This window comes from Chryseobacterium sp. MA9, from assembly GCF_024399315.1.
GTDB lineage: Bacteria > Bacteroidota > Bacteroidia > Flavobacteriales > Weeksellaceae > Chryseobacterium.
This window is the reverse complement of the sequence record NZ_CP075170.1, coordinates 3,112,659-3,126,665: the sequence shown is the minus strand read 5'-3', so window position 1 is coordinate 3,126,665 and position 14,007 is coordinate 3,112,659. Positions and strand designations below refer to the sequence as shown.

Here is a 14,007-nt window from a genome sequence, read left to right as displayed (position 1 = left end):
TTGGTTATGGTTATAAACTTGATATAGGTTTTACGGTGTAGCCTTTTGCCTGAAGAAGAGGAATAATTCCGTTTTTACCCATAAGATGAGATCCTCCGACAGCAAAGAAGGAACCTTCTTTTTTCATCATTTCCGGCATTATTTTTACCCAATTTTGATTTCTGTCAGTCAGCATTGCTTTTTCCTGTTGGGAATTCATAAATCTTTCATCCTTGAAAAGACTGTAAAGAGATTGTACATTTTCATTTTTAAAAGCTTCGATCATTTGTCTGAATAGTACTTCATACTCATTTCCCATTTTAAGTTGGGCGATGGTGCTTTTCAGATCATAAGCTTTGTTAATGGATTTCATCTGATCCTCTACTTTTTCCAATCCTCTGATGCTCTTCTTGTCTTTTATTGCTTTCTGCAGGAGTTCCATTTCGTAAAGCTTTATTTCAGTTTTAGGGCAAGGAATAGCTTTGGTAGAAAGCAGAGCATAAAGAGCCTGAGGGCTTGAAGAGTCGATGCTTTTCAGATCTGTTCCGTAATTGACGAGAATAGTATTCAATTCTTTAGCTTCATCGGGAGAAAGCTGATCAGATATTTTTTTATCGGTCTGAAACATTTTTTGCAGTGATATCATTTCGGCAGGATCTGTATAATTGATTTCCATGACAAAACTGTCAGATTTCTCAAGAGCTTTCAATACCTTAGGTTTTATTTCAAAATCTTTACCGCATAAGATATGAAAAGTTCCGGTAATGTAAGAAGGTTTGGAAAGGCCGTTTCCTGAGACTTCCCAAAGCAGGCTGTTGTCTTTTCCGGTGTCTGTATTCTGTGCTTTTGCAGTCATCGAGTTCATGGATAATAATGCTGCGAATCCAAGTTTTATTAAATTTTTCATAGTATTAATTTTTTTGATTTTCTGTTCTTTTAATCAGTAGGTAAAACAAGAGTTACAATCGTTACAGTTTTTTTTCAAAAAAAATAAAAACCTCCTGAAAACAGGAGGCTGTAAAATCTAAAATTATGATGATAACCAATTGGTTAGGATAGCTTTTTTATTCCTGAATTTTTGGCTGTTCAGGTTTTGAAATTTTTCTTTTTCTTAGGAAATAGATCAGAGCAGCTGCAATTAATAAAAGAGGCCATACATTGATAAGAGCCACTATGATTCTCTGAATCAGATAGAATCCGTACACAAAACCATCTTTTGCATCATAGATAAAATTGTATTTATATTTATTATCAATGCTTGTGGTGTTGGTGACAGCAATTTCAGCAATACGCAATTGAGGTTCTTTGATGTAGATGTCAATGGTGCTGTATTTAAGATCATCCGTCATATTCATACTTTGCAGCTTTTGAAGATTCCCTTCAGACATATTCTCATCGTCCAGCGTTACTTTATCTTTATTTGTTTTAAGCTTATTAATATTCTCAGAAGTTTTTTGATTTCTTTTTCCTTCCAGTTCAGAATATTTGATACTGGCTGTCACATCTTCTGCATTGATGGATCTTGAATTAAGAAATAATTTGTTTGTATTGATTGCTGTTAAAAGTTCACCGAGCTTTTCCGTAGGAATGCGTACCTGCATTCTGTTCTCCGACTGGTATTTTTTGACCAGCATAGCTTCTTCATTGGAAGTGTTGTAGGTGTTTTCAGAAACCACATTACTTTGAAGATTACTATTGGTCACAAATCCTCCAAGCTCCTGTACCGATTTTTCAATAGCGATGGTTGCATTGTACACATCTTTTACTTCCATACTCACATCTGCAGTCTTGATAAACTGCTTGTCTTTTACTTTCATATCTGCGACCGATGAGATACTGTCTGATACAACAGCCACTGCTGAATCTGTAGTAGAATAGGCTTCAAGATCTGTAGAAGAAACTTCGCCTTTTTTACATGAATAAATACCTAGTAAAATAACAGCAGATAGAGATAATTTAATGTAAGTCGTTTTCATAGCGTTGATTTTTATTGTTTTCCTAAAGTCAAAGTTCAGTCAGGATCTTTTGTAATGCTTGAAAATCAAAAGTAAAAAGCTTGTAAATAAAATATGATGTTTTAATTGGTTGAAATTAAGTGTTTTGTAAAATAGAGAAGAACCTGGCCCTTTGCTTTCGGAGCAATTTTTGCTTATCTTTTACAAACCAAAACTACAATCTATCACTATGTCAAATACCTTTTCCAAAATCAGAAACGCAATAGGACTATTCACATCCATAGATTTTGATCAGCTGAGTGCCATTTCTCAAAAGGTGGATCTTTCAAAACTGATGCATAATTTCTCAAAACTGGATGATAAACAGCTTTCCGGGCTCATGAAAATGCTGGATCCGGAAAAGAAAAAGAAAGAACTTCCACCTATTGATGGAGACTTTTATGATATCTACCATACCCTTACTCCTGAACAACGTGAAATTCAGCTTAAAGTAAGAGCATTCATGGAAAAAGAAGTAAAGCCTTTGGTGAATCATTACTGGCTCAGAGACGAATTTCCTTTTGAACTGATCCCGAAATTCCAGAAGCTTGATATCTGCGGTGTTACTTATGAAGGCTATGGCTGCCCCGGAATGCCTTTCCTGATGGAAGGTGTTATAGCGATGGAAATGGCGAGAGTTGATGCCTCTATTGCTACATTTTTCGGAGTACAATCCGGGCTGGCAATGGGTTCTATCTATATCTGCGGATCTGAAGAACAGAAGCAAAAATGGCTTCCACAGATGCAGAAATTTGAAAAAATAGGAGCTTTCGGGCTTACAGAGCCGGAAGTAGGTTCCGGTGCTGCAGGCGGACTTACGGTAACCTGTAAAAAAACACCAGAAGGCTGGGTTCTGAATGGTCAGAAAAAATGGATCGGCAATGCCACTTTTGCAGATCTTATTATTATCTGGGCAAGAGATCTGGACAGCGGTGAAGTGAAAGGGTTTATTGTAGAAAAAGATAATCCGGGATATTCCGTAGAAAAAATCAAGGGAAAAATGGCTTTAAGGATTGTTCAGAATGGATTGATTACTTTAAAAGACTGTCTTGTAACCGAAGAAAACCGTTTACAGAATGCCAATTCCTTTAAAGATACCGGAAAAGTACTGAGAATGACCAGAGCAGGAGTAGCATGGATGGCCACAGGCTGCGCACGCGGAGCTTATGAAAGTGCTTTGGATTATACCCGAAAAAGAGAACAGTTTGGAAGACCTATTGCTTCATTTCAAATGATTCAGGGACACTTAGTAGAAATGCTGTCAAATCTTACTGCTATGCAAACGATGGTTTTCAGATTGTCCGAAATGCAGGATGAAGGAATTTTAAAAGATGAACATGCTTCTCTAGCTAAAGTTTTCTGTACTCTCAGAACAAGAGATATTGTTTCCAGAGCAAGAGAGGTGATGGGAGGCAACGGAATTCTGCTGGAGTACGATGTCGCCAGATTTGTTGCCGATGCAGAAGCTATTTATTCTTATGAAGGAACGAAAGAAATCAATTCATTGATTGTAGGACGCTCCATTACAGGCTTTAGTGCTTTCGTGTAGGGAGTAGGTAGCAGATGATAGGTTATAGGTGGCTGAAGTGTGTTTCAGACTGATTAACAACAGTAAATTTTAATTGATCACTATAAGAACTACAACCTGCAACCTATTATCTGAAGCCTTAAGAAACTAAATGTTTATATTTTTCCTTGTTGTCAATAATCATCCAAAGATTGATCAGGAACATCACCCCGGCAATACCCATTCCCATTGGAGATTTATCCATAGTGAAAACATGAGTGACAATTCCTACCATGACAGGTAAAATAACAATAGCTCCCAGTGCTCTTGTCTTTGGAAAAATGAATAATAATCCGCCAATGACTTCAACGATGCCCACTAGTGGCATCAGCCAGCTAATTTCTCCAAAAGCTGCGAAAAGTTTCATCTGCTCCGGAGTGGGTTTCTCCATAGGCATATAATTAAAAAACTTGTTTAATCCGGCATTAATAAACATAAGCCCGAAAAGTAAGCATAAAATGAATTTTATTATTTTCATGATTGATGATTTAATATCAAATGTAAAATAAAAATAGGATATGTTGGGTTTTATTTAACATAAAATATGAAATCAATTGTTAATGTACGTTAATTAGTGCTTTTGTATAATTTTTATTGTATATCTTCGGGATGCAAATTAAAACTAATAACTCATGCAAAAAAATCTTAAAAAATTAAGCCGCACGGATTTAAGAGAAATCCAGGGAGGAGCAGGTATTGGAAAATGTGATATTGGCCCAATAGGGTGTCCATGTAAAATTCCACCAGGAGATCCTTGTTTAGGTGGCCCTGGAGGAGATCCGGGAGGCCCGACTTATGGATACTGTCCGGACAGTCAGTCCTATATCCTATGTACAGATACTTGTCCAAATGGAACGAGTCCTTTGTGTCCTCTTTCATAACAAAAATAAAAAAAGACTGTCTTGAAAAAGGCAGTCTTTGTTATTTAAAATCCAAAGTTTAAGTATTCAAAGTTGGAGTGATATTAATTATTATCCTTTACCTATTACTTATCACTTATTATTCATGATCAGTCCATTTCCTTCAGTGTAATATTCTTGGAAATCTTATAAGTTTTCTTCTTCTTATGAGGTCTCGGTTCTTCCCCAAGCAACCTTCCCCAAGGTTTAAGATCGTCTACTCTTTCACAAATAATCTTAATAATGGCAATTGCCGGTATACACAGGAACATGCCTGCAATTCCCCAAAGATGCTCTCCTAAAAGAATACCAATAAAAGAAAACAAAGCATTAATTTTTACTTTAGAGCCCACAACAAATGGCAGAACAATATTTCCATCTACAGCGTGAATGGCGATATATCCCAAAGCAACATAAATACAGGTAGAAGGAGTAGAAGTTGCAAAAGCTATAAAACAGGAAATTAAAAGTGAAATAAAAATTCCAAGATATGGAATAACGTTTAATAATCCAGTAAGAACTCCTAAGAGGATGGCGTATTTCACCCCCAGAATTGTAAGGAGAATGGATGTTAAAATTGAAACAATAATCACCTGAAGAAAAAGCCCGAAGATATATTTCTTGGTCATGATACGAATCTCATTTACAGCTTCCTGTACACTTGATTTATGTCTTTCGTTGAAAACGGTAACGATAAAGTTATTTAAAAGCCTTCTGTAATTTAAAATAAAGATAAAAAACAGGGTGAAAAATATAATAAAGCCGAATCCCGTGGAAAAAATTCCAAAAGTAAATCCTAAAATAGCGCCTGAAGAAGACAGAAGCTTATTCAATCCTTGGTTGATATAATCTACCTGTTCATCTACTTTCACATTAAACGTTTTGGAAACCCAGTGCTGCAGACCATTGAAAACAGTTGTAAACTGCTCACTGAGATGAGGGAGGTCCTTACTGAAATCTGATAGCTGATTGGTGAAAAAGTAAATGATTCCGCCTAAAATAATCAGCATAATGAACACTGAGGTCATTGTGGACATTGATCTTGGAAGTCTTAACTTTCTTTCCATAAAAGTAGCCGCCGGCAAAAACAGCATAGCCATAAGGAATGCAAGGAAAAACGGAGCTAAAATAGTCTGTCCCAATGCCAGCAGGTAGCCAAGACCGATGATGGAAATTACCACAAGTGTAAGCTTGACAAGGAAAGGAAGTCTAAGAAAATTCATAATCTAAAAATCTGCAGTGTGGAATAAAAGTAAGAAAACCCAACTGAATTGAAAAATTTTTTATCCAATCCTTCGGAATTTTCTTCTATTGTATCAAATTTTATTCCACGTAATGAAGAAAAGGATGTATTTGTTTATAAAACAGAAACACGCCCTGGATATCAGAACGTGTTTCCCTATTGAGAAGTTAATATGTTATAAGTTGTTTATTCTTCAATGGCGATATCAATGACTTCTTCCATTCTGCTTACGTAATGTACTTTAAGACCTTTTAAATAATCTTTTTTGATCTCTTCCACGTCTTTTCTGTTGGCTTCACAAAGAATAACATCTTTAATTCCGGCTCTTGTAGCGGCAAGAAGTTTTTCTTTGATTCCTCCTACAGGAAGTACTTTTCCTCTTAGAGTAATTTCTCCCGTCATCGCAAGATGGGGTTTTATCTTCTTATTTTTAAAAGAAGAAACCATTGAAGTCAGCATAGCGATACCTGCAGACGGTCCGTCCTTAGGTGTTGCCCCTTCAGGAACGTGTACGTGAACATTTTTCTTGTCCAGTTCCTCCTGAGGAATTCCCAGTTCGTCATGTTTAGCTTTAATATATTCAAGAGCAATAGTAGCAGATTCTTTCATTACCGTTCCAAGATTTCCGGTCATCGTCAAAGAACCTTTTCCATTGCTTAGAATACTTTCAATATAAAGAATATCTCCGCCTACACTAGTCCAGGCAAGACCTGTTACAACTCCCGGGACTCCAGTGATCTCAGATAAGCTTTTCGGTCTTGGAACTCCCAGAATTTCATCTACTTTTTCAAGCGAAATTTTTGGATCATATTCTTTTACCAAAGCCGTCTGTAGTGCTACCCATCTTCCAATGGCAGCAATTCTTTTCTCCAGAGTTCTTACACCGCTTTCAGAAGTATGGGCTTCTATAATATGCTTAAGCTCTGCGTTTCCAAGTTTGAATGATTTTGCATCCAGACCATTTTCCTCCTGCTGTTTCTTGATTAAATGTCTTTTCGCAATCTCAATCTTTTCCTCCAAAGTATAACCGGCAATCTGAATGATCTCCGTTCTGTCTAAAAGAGGCGTCTGTATCGTTGAAAGAGAATTGGCTGTAGCAATAAACATTACTTTTGACAGATCATAACCCATTTCAAGGAAATTGTCATAGAAAGACTTATTTTGTTCAGGATCAAGAACTTCTAGTAATGCTGAACTTGGATCCCCATGAAGACCCTGTCCTATTTTATCAATCTCATCGAGAACAATTACCGGATTTGAAGTACCGGATTTTTTGATAGACTGTAAAATTCTTCCCGCCATAGCACCAATATAGGTTTTTCTATGTCCGCGGATTTCACTCTCGTCATGAAGACCACCTAATGATAATCTCACGTATTTTCTTCCTAGAGCATCTGCAATAGACTTTCCTAAAGAAGTCTTACCAACCCCAGGAGGCCCTACTAGTAATAAGATGGGAGATTTCATGTTGTTTTTTAGCTTTAAAACAGCCATGTGCTCCAGAATTCTTTTCTTGATATCTTCCAGCCCAAAGTGAGCCTTGTCAAGAACTTTTTCGGCCTTGGCAATATCAAAAACATCTTTTGTATAGGTTTCCCAAGGGAGATCCGTAAAGAAATCCAGATAATTTCTCTGTACATTATAATCCGGAGAATTAGGATTCTGACGTTGCAGTCTGCCGATTTCCTTCTGGAAATGCTCTTCTACTTCTTTGTTCCATTTTTTGGTTTTAGCCTTGGCAATCAGATCTTCAACATCACTTTCAGGTCCTCCGCCCAATTCTTCCTGGATGGTTCTGATCTGTTGATTCAGAAAATATTCTCTCTGCTGCTTGTCAAGATCCTTGGAGGTTTTCTGATGAATCTGACTTCTCAGTTCCAGTTTTCTGAAATCCTCATGCATCATTTCATAGCATTGATTAGCTCTTATCATCAGACTTTTCTCTTCAAGAAGCTTTTGTTTTGCAATTGAAGAAAAATTGGCATTGGTGCAGATGAAATTAAGAAGATCATCATTGTTATTGATATTTTTGATCGCGAAGTTCGCCGCATTAGGAATATTCGGGTCCAGTTCAATAATCTTTAAAGCAAGATCCTTGATGTTCTCAAGTAATGCTTCATATTCCTCCTGGTTTTTAGGACGCGTATCTTTTAATTTTGATATTTCTGCTCTGAAATAAGGTTGGTTTTCAATGATCTTTTTAATCTTGAACCGATGGAACCCTTTCGTGATTGCTGTAATATTTCCTTCCGGAAGCTTAATGATCTTGATGATCTTTGCTAATGTACCGGTAGTATAAATATCTTTTTCGGAAGGTTGTTCCATATCCGAATTTTTCTGGCTTACAATTCCAATGAAATCCCCGTTCTTCTGTGCTTCCTCAAGAAGCTGTATAGAGTTTTTTCTCCCTGCGGTAATAGGAATTACTACATTAGGGAACATAACCATATTTCTTACGGGAAGTATCGGGAATATTTTCTGTTCGGAATTTTTATCAGTCTCTGCGAAGTCGGAAAGATTGATTTCTTCAGCTACGATATCAAATCCATCGCTGATCATTTCTTCTAAACTAATATCTTCAAATTCTGTCATAGTCAATCGAATGACAAATTGTCATTTTCGTTTTTTATCGTTAAAGGGATTTTTTATAATATGCTCTGAAAACGTGTGGCATATTATAATATTCTAAAAATGCACAATACTTATGCCATTTGTTTTTTACTTAAAAATACGGTCAAAATTTCCTTTTTTAGATAAACTTTGCATTAAAAATCAAAATAAAGCAGTTCTGTTTCTGTAATTTCTTAAAAATGTGTATTTTCGCAAACTGATAAAAAACTATAATTTATAAAATGGCAATTTTAGGACAGATTAGGAGTAAGCCTTGGCTTTTAATGGGAGTAATAGCCTTAGCGCTTTTGGCGTTCCTGGTGAACCCCGATAGTATCGACAAGGTTTTTGGTAAGAATCCTGACGTTTTAGGAAAAGTAAATGGTGAGAAAATCACCCGCGAAGAGTTCAATGATCAGCTTTTCGTGTTGCAGCAACAGGCTGATCAGCAAGGGCGTCCGAAAAACGGTCTTGAAGAGCAGGCTTGGCAGTTACTTGTACAATCTAAACTTATCAAACAACAGTTTGAGAAACTAGGCTTTGAAATGACTGATGATTATTTCTGGAATCAAATCCAGTACGATCAGATGTTTGCTCAGAATCAACAGTTCTTTGATGAGAAAGGTAACTTTAAAACTCAAGAGCTTAAAAAAGAAATTGAAACATTAAAAAACACCAATCCAGAAGGATATAATCAATGGTTGAAAACTAAAAAGACGATTGAGTACAGACTAATGGCAAGACAGGTGTTTACCAATATTTCAGCAGGTATCACTACCGGTAAGAAAGAAGCAGAAGAATTGATGAAGCAGAGAGATCAGCTTGCTGATATCGACTTTGTGAAAGTGGATTATGCAGCGTATCTTCAGAAAACAAAGATCAATGTTACAACACAGGATCTGGCAGACTACATCAAGCAGCACCCTGTAATGTTCAAAGCTGAACCAAGCAGAAATATCGGTGTCGTATATTTTCCATCAAAACCTAGTGCAGCAGATGATGCAGCAACCTTGAAAGAAATTACAAAATTATATTCAGGAGGTACAGATGCAAGCGGAGGTACTGAAAACTTCCAGAATACGAAAAATGATTCTATGTTTGTAATGGCAAATTCTGATGCACCGTTCAATCCTCAGTATATGAATCCTGCTCAATTGCCGCCAACGATCAAAGATCAGATCACAGCAGCAGCAGTAGGTCAGACTTTTGGTCCTTATAAAGAGCAAGACGTTTATGTAGTTTCTAAACTTATAGGTAAAAGAGCTTCAGATTCTACTTTATCAAGACATATCCTTATTGCATTCAAAGGAAGTCCTGCAGGTGAAGGGGTAACAAGAACTAAGGAGCAGGCTAAGAAATTGGCAGACTCTATCGGAGCTATTGTAAAAGCAACTCCTGCTAAATTTACAGAATTCCTTAAGCTTTCAAGCGATCCGAATTCTGCAGCACAGGGAGGAAGCTTAGGATGGACAACTCCTGAAACACCTTTTGTACCTGAATTCCTTGCTTACCTTGCAAGCAATCCTAAAGGAGCTACAGGCGTAGTAGAAACACAGTTCGGTTACCATATCATCAATATTGAAGATAAAAAATCAGGATCAATGGGGTATAAAGTTGCTAACCTTGTGAAAGCAATCAAACCTTCAGATGCTACTGAGGCTGAATCAGACAAAAAATCAAGAAAATTCATTCAGCAGGTTCAAGGGAAATCTTTCAACGACTTCGTGAATATTGCTAAAAAAGGGAATTACCAGTTCTCTAATCCAAAAGCAGCAAAAAGATTTGAAGGTCAAATTCAGGGCTTAGGTACTGAAAAAGATGCAGAAATCCTTACTTGGGCTTTTGATAAGAAAAGAACTAAAGGAGATACTGAACTATTTACTGTAGATGGAACAGGCGATAAAATTGTAGTTTATCTGAACGGGAAACAAGATGCAGGTCTTGCTGATCCGGAATCTGTAAGAGATCAGATCGAAGTTGTAGTTAAAAATAAATTGGCGGCAAAACAAATTTCTGATAAGATTACAGCGGCAAAAGCTTCTAGTTTAGATCAGGTTGCTAAATTATTCGCAGCTCAAAAACAGTCTGCTCAGGTAAATCTATTGAACCCTTCAGTAGCTGGTGCTATGGAACCTAAAGTTGCCGGTGTAGCATTCGGTGTTGCAAAAGGTAAGCTTTCTAACCCGGTTGAAGGAGGAACAGGGGTTTATGTTTTGATCAAAAAATCAGAAACTGTAAACAAACAGCCTGGAGATCTTAAACAATTTACAGAGTCTCTTACTCAGAGAAGTTCTGGAATGTTCGGACAGGCTTGGATGAAAAGTCTTCAGGACAATGCAGATATTGAAGATTTTAGAATTGAAATCTGGGGTAAACTTGGAAATCAGCAACAATAAGAAATTCATTTCAATGATATAAAAAGCGACAAATTTTTTTGTCGCTTTTTTTTGTATTTAACGCAGAACAATATTGGAAAAGATTTATTTAAAATGTGTTATATTTGCTTATTAGAAAAAAATTAGCAAGTGAAGTTCAGTAAAGAATTAAAAGCTGGTGTGATCACACTTCTGGCTATTGTAGGCTTTGTGGTGTTGTTTCAGTTTATGAAAGGGAAAAGCCTTTTTACTACCGATAATATATTTTACGCAAAATATGATAATGTGGAAGGCCTGGCGCAGTCTTCGGCTGTTTCTATAAACGGGTTGAAAGTAGGGCAGGTGGATAAAATTATTCCTCTGACCTCAAAAGACGGTAAAATTAATTTTGTTGTAAAAATTACAGTAGATAACAAATTTGAATTTTCAAAAAATTCATCATTAGAAATCTTTGAACCAGGATTAATGTCTGGCAAAGAAATGAGAGTAAATCTTACATACGGAGGTCCTACTGCAAAGGATGGTGATACCCTGAAAGGTGCTTTCAAATTGGGAACACTGGGAAGTCTTTCTTCTCAGGTAGGTCCGGTAAAAGATCAGCTGCAAGTGGTTCTGCACAGAGTAGACTCTTTAATGGCGAATGCCAATCAGGTTTTTGATGCTCAGAACAGAGCCGAAATAAAAGCCTTGTTATCCAATCTAAATAAAACAGTGGGAGCATTACAGGCTACAGCAGGAAGTGTAAATACCCTTGTAGGACATAATGACCCAAAACTGCAAAAGGTATTGGATGACGCAAGCCTTACCATGCAGAGTGGTAAAGTAACCCTGGATAAATACGGAAATCTGGCTCAAAGCATTGATACAAAGCAATTGAATGCAACTATCGCCAATTTGGATGCTACGGTAGGGAAATTGAATCAGGTGATTGGTGGGATAGACAAAGGAGAAGGAAGTTTAGGTAAACTGATGAAAGATGATCAGCTTTACAATAACCTGAACTCAGCTTCTTCCAACTTGAATACATTAATAGAGGATATGAAAGCGAACCCGAAAAGATATATCAACTTCTCGGTTTTCGGTAAAAATAATAAAGACTAATAACCCTTATGCAGTACATCGATAACATTATTTTTCTGATTTTATTAGTGGCCGGATTTGGTTTGTTTGCCAAAAGCCTGCAGAAGATCTACAGAAATATCAGGTTGGGTCACGAAATCAATAGAAACGATAGAAAAGGAGAACGTTGGGAAACTATGGCCCGTGTAGCAATGGGGCAGAGTAAAATGACGGCACGTCCTGTTGCAGGAGTTTTGCACCTTTTTGTATATGTAGGTTTTGTGATTATTAATATCGAATTAATAGAAATCGTTGTTGATGGAATATTTGGGACACATCGTTTCTTATCAAGCATTTTCGGACATACATTTTATAGCTTCTTTACCGCAACACTGGAAGTTTTAGCCCTTTTGGTGGTGATTGGCGTTGTCATTTTCTTTATTCGTAGAAATTTTTACGGAGTGAAAAGATTGACAATGAAAGAGCTTTTCGGATGGCCGAAAAATGATGCAAACTGGATTTTGATCATTGAATTCGCTTTGATGATGGCTTTCTTTATGATGAATGCTTCAGATTTTATTTTACAATCGAGAGGTGTTTTTCCTGAACATGGAAGCTTCCCGATTAGTGAAATGACATTGGTTCCGTTTTTGGAAATCTTCAATTTTGATAGCGGATTTTTGATGTTCACAGAGAAAGGAGCTTGGTGGTTTCACTTTGTAGGAATCCTTTTCTTTATGAATTATCTTTATTACTCAAAACACTTGCATATTATCCTTGCATTTCCAAGTACATGGTATGCAAATCTTGATAAAAAAGGAAAATTCAATAACCTTGAGTCTGTAACAAAGGAAATCAAGTTAATGATGGATCCTAATGCAGATCCTTATGCTGCACCAGCAGAAGGAGCTGAAGCTGATGGGCCTTCTAAATTCGGTGCTGAAGATATCTTTGATCTGAACCAGGTACAGCTGCTTAATGCTTACTCATGTACAGAATGTGGACGTTGTACTTCCGTTTGTCCGGCTAATATTACCGGTAAAAAACTTTCTCCGAGACTCATCCTGATGAAGACAAGAGACAGGCTTGAGGAAGTAGGAAGAAACATTGATAAAAACGGAAAATTCGTTGATGACGGTAAAAAACTGCTGAACGATTATATTACAAAAGAAGAACTTTGGGCCTGTACAACATGTAATGCATGTACAGATGCTTGTCCGGTATTGCTTGATCCGCTTTCCATTATTTTTGAAATGAGAAGATTCCTGGTAATGGAACAGTCTGCTGCTCCACAGGAACTTAATCTGATGATGACCAATGTGGAAAACAATGCAGCCCCTTGGCAGTATAATCAGGCTGACCGTCTGAACTGGGCATCGGAAAACTAGATAATTAATCAATTTGAAAATTTGAAATTGATACAGATCTATATCATTTCAAATTTCCAAATTCTCACATTTTCAAATTGAAAAAGAAATGGATTTCAATATAAAAACAATGGCAGAATATGCTGCCGAAGGAAAAGCCCCGGAAGTTTTATTTTGGGTTGGATGTGCGGGAAGCTTTGATGACCGTGCTAAAAAAATTACAAAAGCGTTTTGCAAGATATTAAATAAAATAGGGGTAGAATTTGCGGTTTTGGGACAGGAAGAAAGCTGTACCGGAGACCCTGCAAAAAGAGCAGGAAACGAATTCGTTTTCCAGATGATGGCCCTTACAAATATTGAAGTGCTGAATGCTTACGAAGTAAAGAAAATCGTAACGGCTTGTCCACACTGTTTCAACACCCTGAAAAATGAATACCCAAGCTTAGGTGGTCATTTTGACGTAGTACACCATACCCAGTTCCTTAAAACCTTAATGGAAGAAGGAAGGCTGAAAATAGAAGGAGGAGCATTCAAAGGGAAAAAAATCACTTTCCATGATCCGTGTTACCTGGGACGTGCCAATGACGAATATGAAGCTCCGAGAATGCTGCTTGAGAAGCTGGATGCTGAGCTTGTAGAAATGAAGCGTTGCAAGACCAACGGTCTTTGCTGTGGAGCAGGAGGAGCACAGATGTTTAAAGAACCTGAAAAAGGAAATAAAGACATCAATATTGAAAGAACAGAAGAAGCTTTATCTTTTGAACCAAAGGTAATTGCCACAGGATGCCCTTTCTGTAATACCATGATGACAGATGGTGTAAAACACTTTAACAAAAATACCGAAGTTGCCGTAAAAGATATCGTTGAACTTCTTGCTGAAGCAGAAGATTTATAATTGTAATCTTATACAGGTT

The 14,007-nt window shown here is 37.0% G+C and carries 11 protein-coding genes; 6 read left to right on the top strand and 5 right to left on the bottom strand.

Annotation, left to right across the window (positions count from 1 at the left end):
• Nucleotides 1-10: 10 nt before the first annotated feature.
• Together KIK00_RS14175 and KIK00_RS14170 are read right to left on the bottom strand one after the other, a co-directional pair.
• Complete coding sequence (locus KIK00_RS14175) at nucleotides 11-886, bottom strand: TraB/GumN family protein (RefSeq protein ID WP_255813029.1); 876 nt, start codon at nucleotides 884-886, stop codon at nucleotides 11-13.
• 157 nt (nucleotides 887-1,043) lie between these two features.
• The gene (locus KIK00_RS14170) at nucleotides 1,044-1,955 is read right to left on the bottom strand and encodes a DUF4349 domain-containing protein (RefSeq protein ID WP_255813028.1); all 912 of its coding nucleotides are present in this window, start codon (nucleotides 1,953-1,955) and stop codon (nucleotides 1,044-1,046) included.
• 208 nt (nucleotides 1,956-2,163) lie between these two features.
• Between KIK00_RS14170 and KIK00_RS14165 the strand changes: the two genes are divergently transcribed.
• Nucleotides 2,164-3,522 carry an acyl-CoA dehydrogenase family protein gene (locus KIK00_RS14165; protein WP_255813027.1) on the top strand — a complete coding sequence of 453 codons (1,359 nt, stop codon included), beginning with the start codon at nucleotides 2,164-2,166 and terminating at the stop codon, nucleotides 3,520-3,522.
• A 118-nt stretch (nucleotides 3,523-3,640) separates the two neighbouring features.
• Here KIK00_RS14165 and KIK00_RS14160 read toward each other — a convergent pair whose 3' ends face one another.
• Nucleotides 3,641-4,018 carry a DoxX family protein gene (locus KIK00_RS14160; RefSeq protein ID WP_255813026.1) on the bottom strand — a complete coding sequence of 126 codons (378 nt, stop codon included), beginning with the start codon at nucleotides 4,016-4,018 and terminating at the stop codon, nucleotides 3,641-3,643.
• 154 nt (nucleotides 4,019-4,172) lie between these two features.
• On the opposite strand from KIK00_RS14160, the gene KIK00_RS14155 reads away from it, so the two are divergent.
• On the top strand, nucleotides 4,173-4,421 hold the full coding sequence (locus KIK00_RS14155; protein ID WP_255813025.1) for a hypothetical protein: 249 nt from the start codon (nucleotides 4,173-4,175) through the stop codon (nucleotides 4,419-4,421).
• 128 nt (nucleotides 4,422-4,549) lie between these two features.
• On the opposite strand, the gene KIK00_RS14150 is transcribed toward KIK00_RS14155, so the two are convergent.
• A complete protein-coding gene (locus tag KIK00_RS14150) occupies nucleotides 4,550-5,662 on the bottom strand; it encodes an AI-2E family transporter (RefSeq protein ID WP_255813024.1) in 1,113 nt (370 codons plus the stop codon).
• 206 nt (nucleotides 5,663-5,868) lie between these two features.
• Complete coding sequence (gene lon, locus KIK00_RS14145) at nucleotides 5,869-8,274, bottom strand: endopeptidase La (RefSeq protein WP_255813023.1); 2,406 nt, start codon at nucleotides 8,272-8,274, stop codon at nucleotides 5,869-5,871.
• A gap of 260 nt (nucleotides 8,275-8,534) precedes the next feature.
• Here lon and KIK00_RS14140 point away from each other — a divergent pair, with 260 nt between their 5' ends.
• The 4 genes from KIK00_RS14140 (at nucleotide 8,535) to KIK00_RS14125 (ending at nucleotide 13,988) form a co-directional block, all read left to right on the top strand.
• A complete protein-coding gene (locus KIK00_RS14140; RefSeq protein WP_255813022.1) occupies nucleotides 8,535-10,688 on the top strand; it encodes a peptidylprolyl isomerase in 2,154 nt (717 codons plus the stop codon).
• A 129-nt stretch (nucleotides 10,689-10,817) separates the two neighbouring features.
• Nucleotides 10,818-11,768: an MlaD family protein gene (locus KIK00_RS14135; RefSeq protein ID WP_255813021.1), complete on the top strand. Its 951-nt coding sequence runs from the start codon at nucleotides 10,818-10,820 to the stop codon at nucleotides 11,766-11,768.
• 8 nt (nucleotides 11,769-11,776) lie between these two features.
• A complete protein-coding gene (locus KIK00_RS14130; protein ID WP_255813020.1) occupies nucleotides 11,777-13,114 on the top strand; it encodes a (Fe-S)-binding protein in 1,338 nt (445 codons plus the stop codon).
• Nucleotides 13,115-13,202: 88 nt separating this feature from the next.
• Nucleotides 13,203-13,988, top strand: a complete 786-nt coding sequence (locus tag KIK00_RS14125; RefSeq protein WP_047377320.1) for a (Fe-S)-binding protein — start codon at nucleotides 13,203-13,205, stop codon at nucleotides 13,986-13,988.
• The last annotated feature ends 19 nt before the right edge of the window (nucleotides 13,989-14,007 follow it).

What these genes read in the sequence shown, in the direction of transcription:
- KIK00_RS14160 (WP_255813026.1), bottom strand. Translation starts at nt 4,018, where the DNA reads ATGAAAATAATAAAATTCATTTTATGCTTACTTTTCGGGCTTATGTTT.
- KIK00_RS14165 (WP_255813027.1), top strand. Translation starts at nt 2,164, where the DNA reads ATGTCAAATACCTTTTCCAAAATCAGAAACGCAATAGGACTATTCACA.
- lon (WP_255813023.1), bottom strand. Translation starts at nt 8,274, where the DNA reads ATGACAGAATTTGAAGATATTAGTTTAGAAGAAATGATCAGCGATGGA.
- KIK00_RS14140 (WP_255813022.1), top strand. Translation starts at nt 8,535, where the DNA reads ATGGCAATTTTAGGACAGATTAGGAGTAAGCCTTGGCTTTTAATGGGA.
- KIK00_RS14150 (WP_255813024.1), bottom strand. Translation starts at nt 5,662, where the DNA reads ATGAATTTTCTTAGACTTCCTTTCCTTGTCAAGCTTACACTTGTGGTA.
- KIK00_RS14130 (WP_255813020.1), top strand. Translation starts at nt 11,777, where the DNA reads ATGCAGTACATCGATAACATTATTTTTCTGATTTTATTAGTGGCCGGA.
- KIK00_RS14125 (WP_047377320.1), top strand. Translation starts at nt 13,203, where the DNA reads ATGGATTTCAATATAAAAACAATGGCAGAATATGCTGCCGAAGGAAAA.
- KIK00_RS14155 (WP_255813025.1), top strand. Translation starts at nt 4,173, where the DNA reads ATGCAAAAAAATCTTAAAAAATTAAGCCGCACGGATTTAAGAGAAATC.
- KIK00_RS14175 (WP_255813029.1), bottom strand. Translation starts at nt 886, where the DNA reads ATGAAAAATTTAATAAAACTTGGATTCGCAGCATTATTATCCATGAAC.
- KIK00_RS14170 (WP_255813028.1), bottom strand. Translation starts at nt 1,955, where the DNA reads ATGAAAACGACTTACATTAAATTATCTCTATCTGCTGTTATTTTACTA.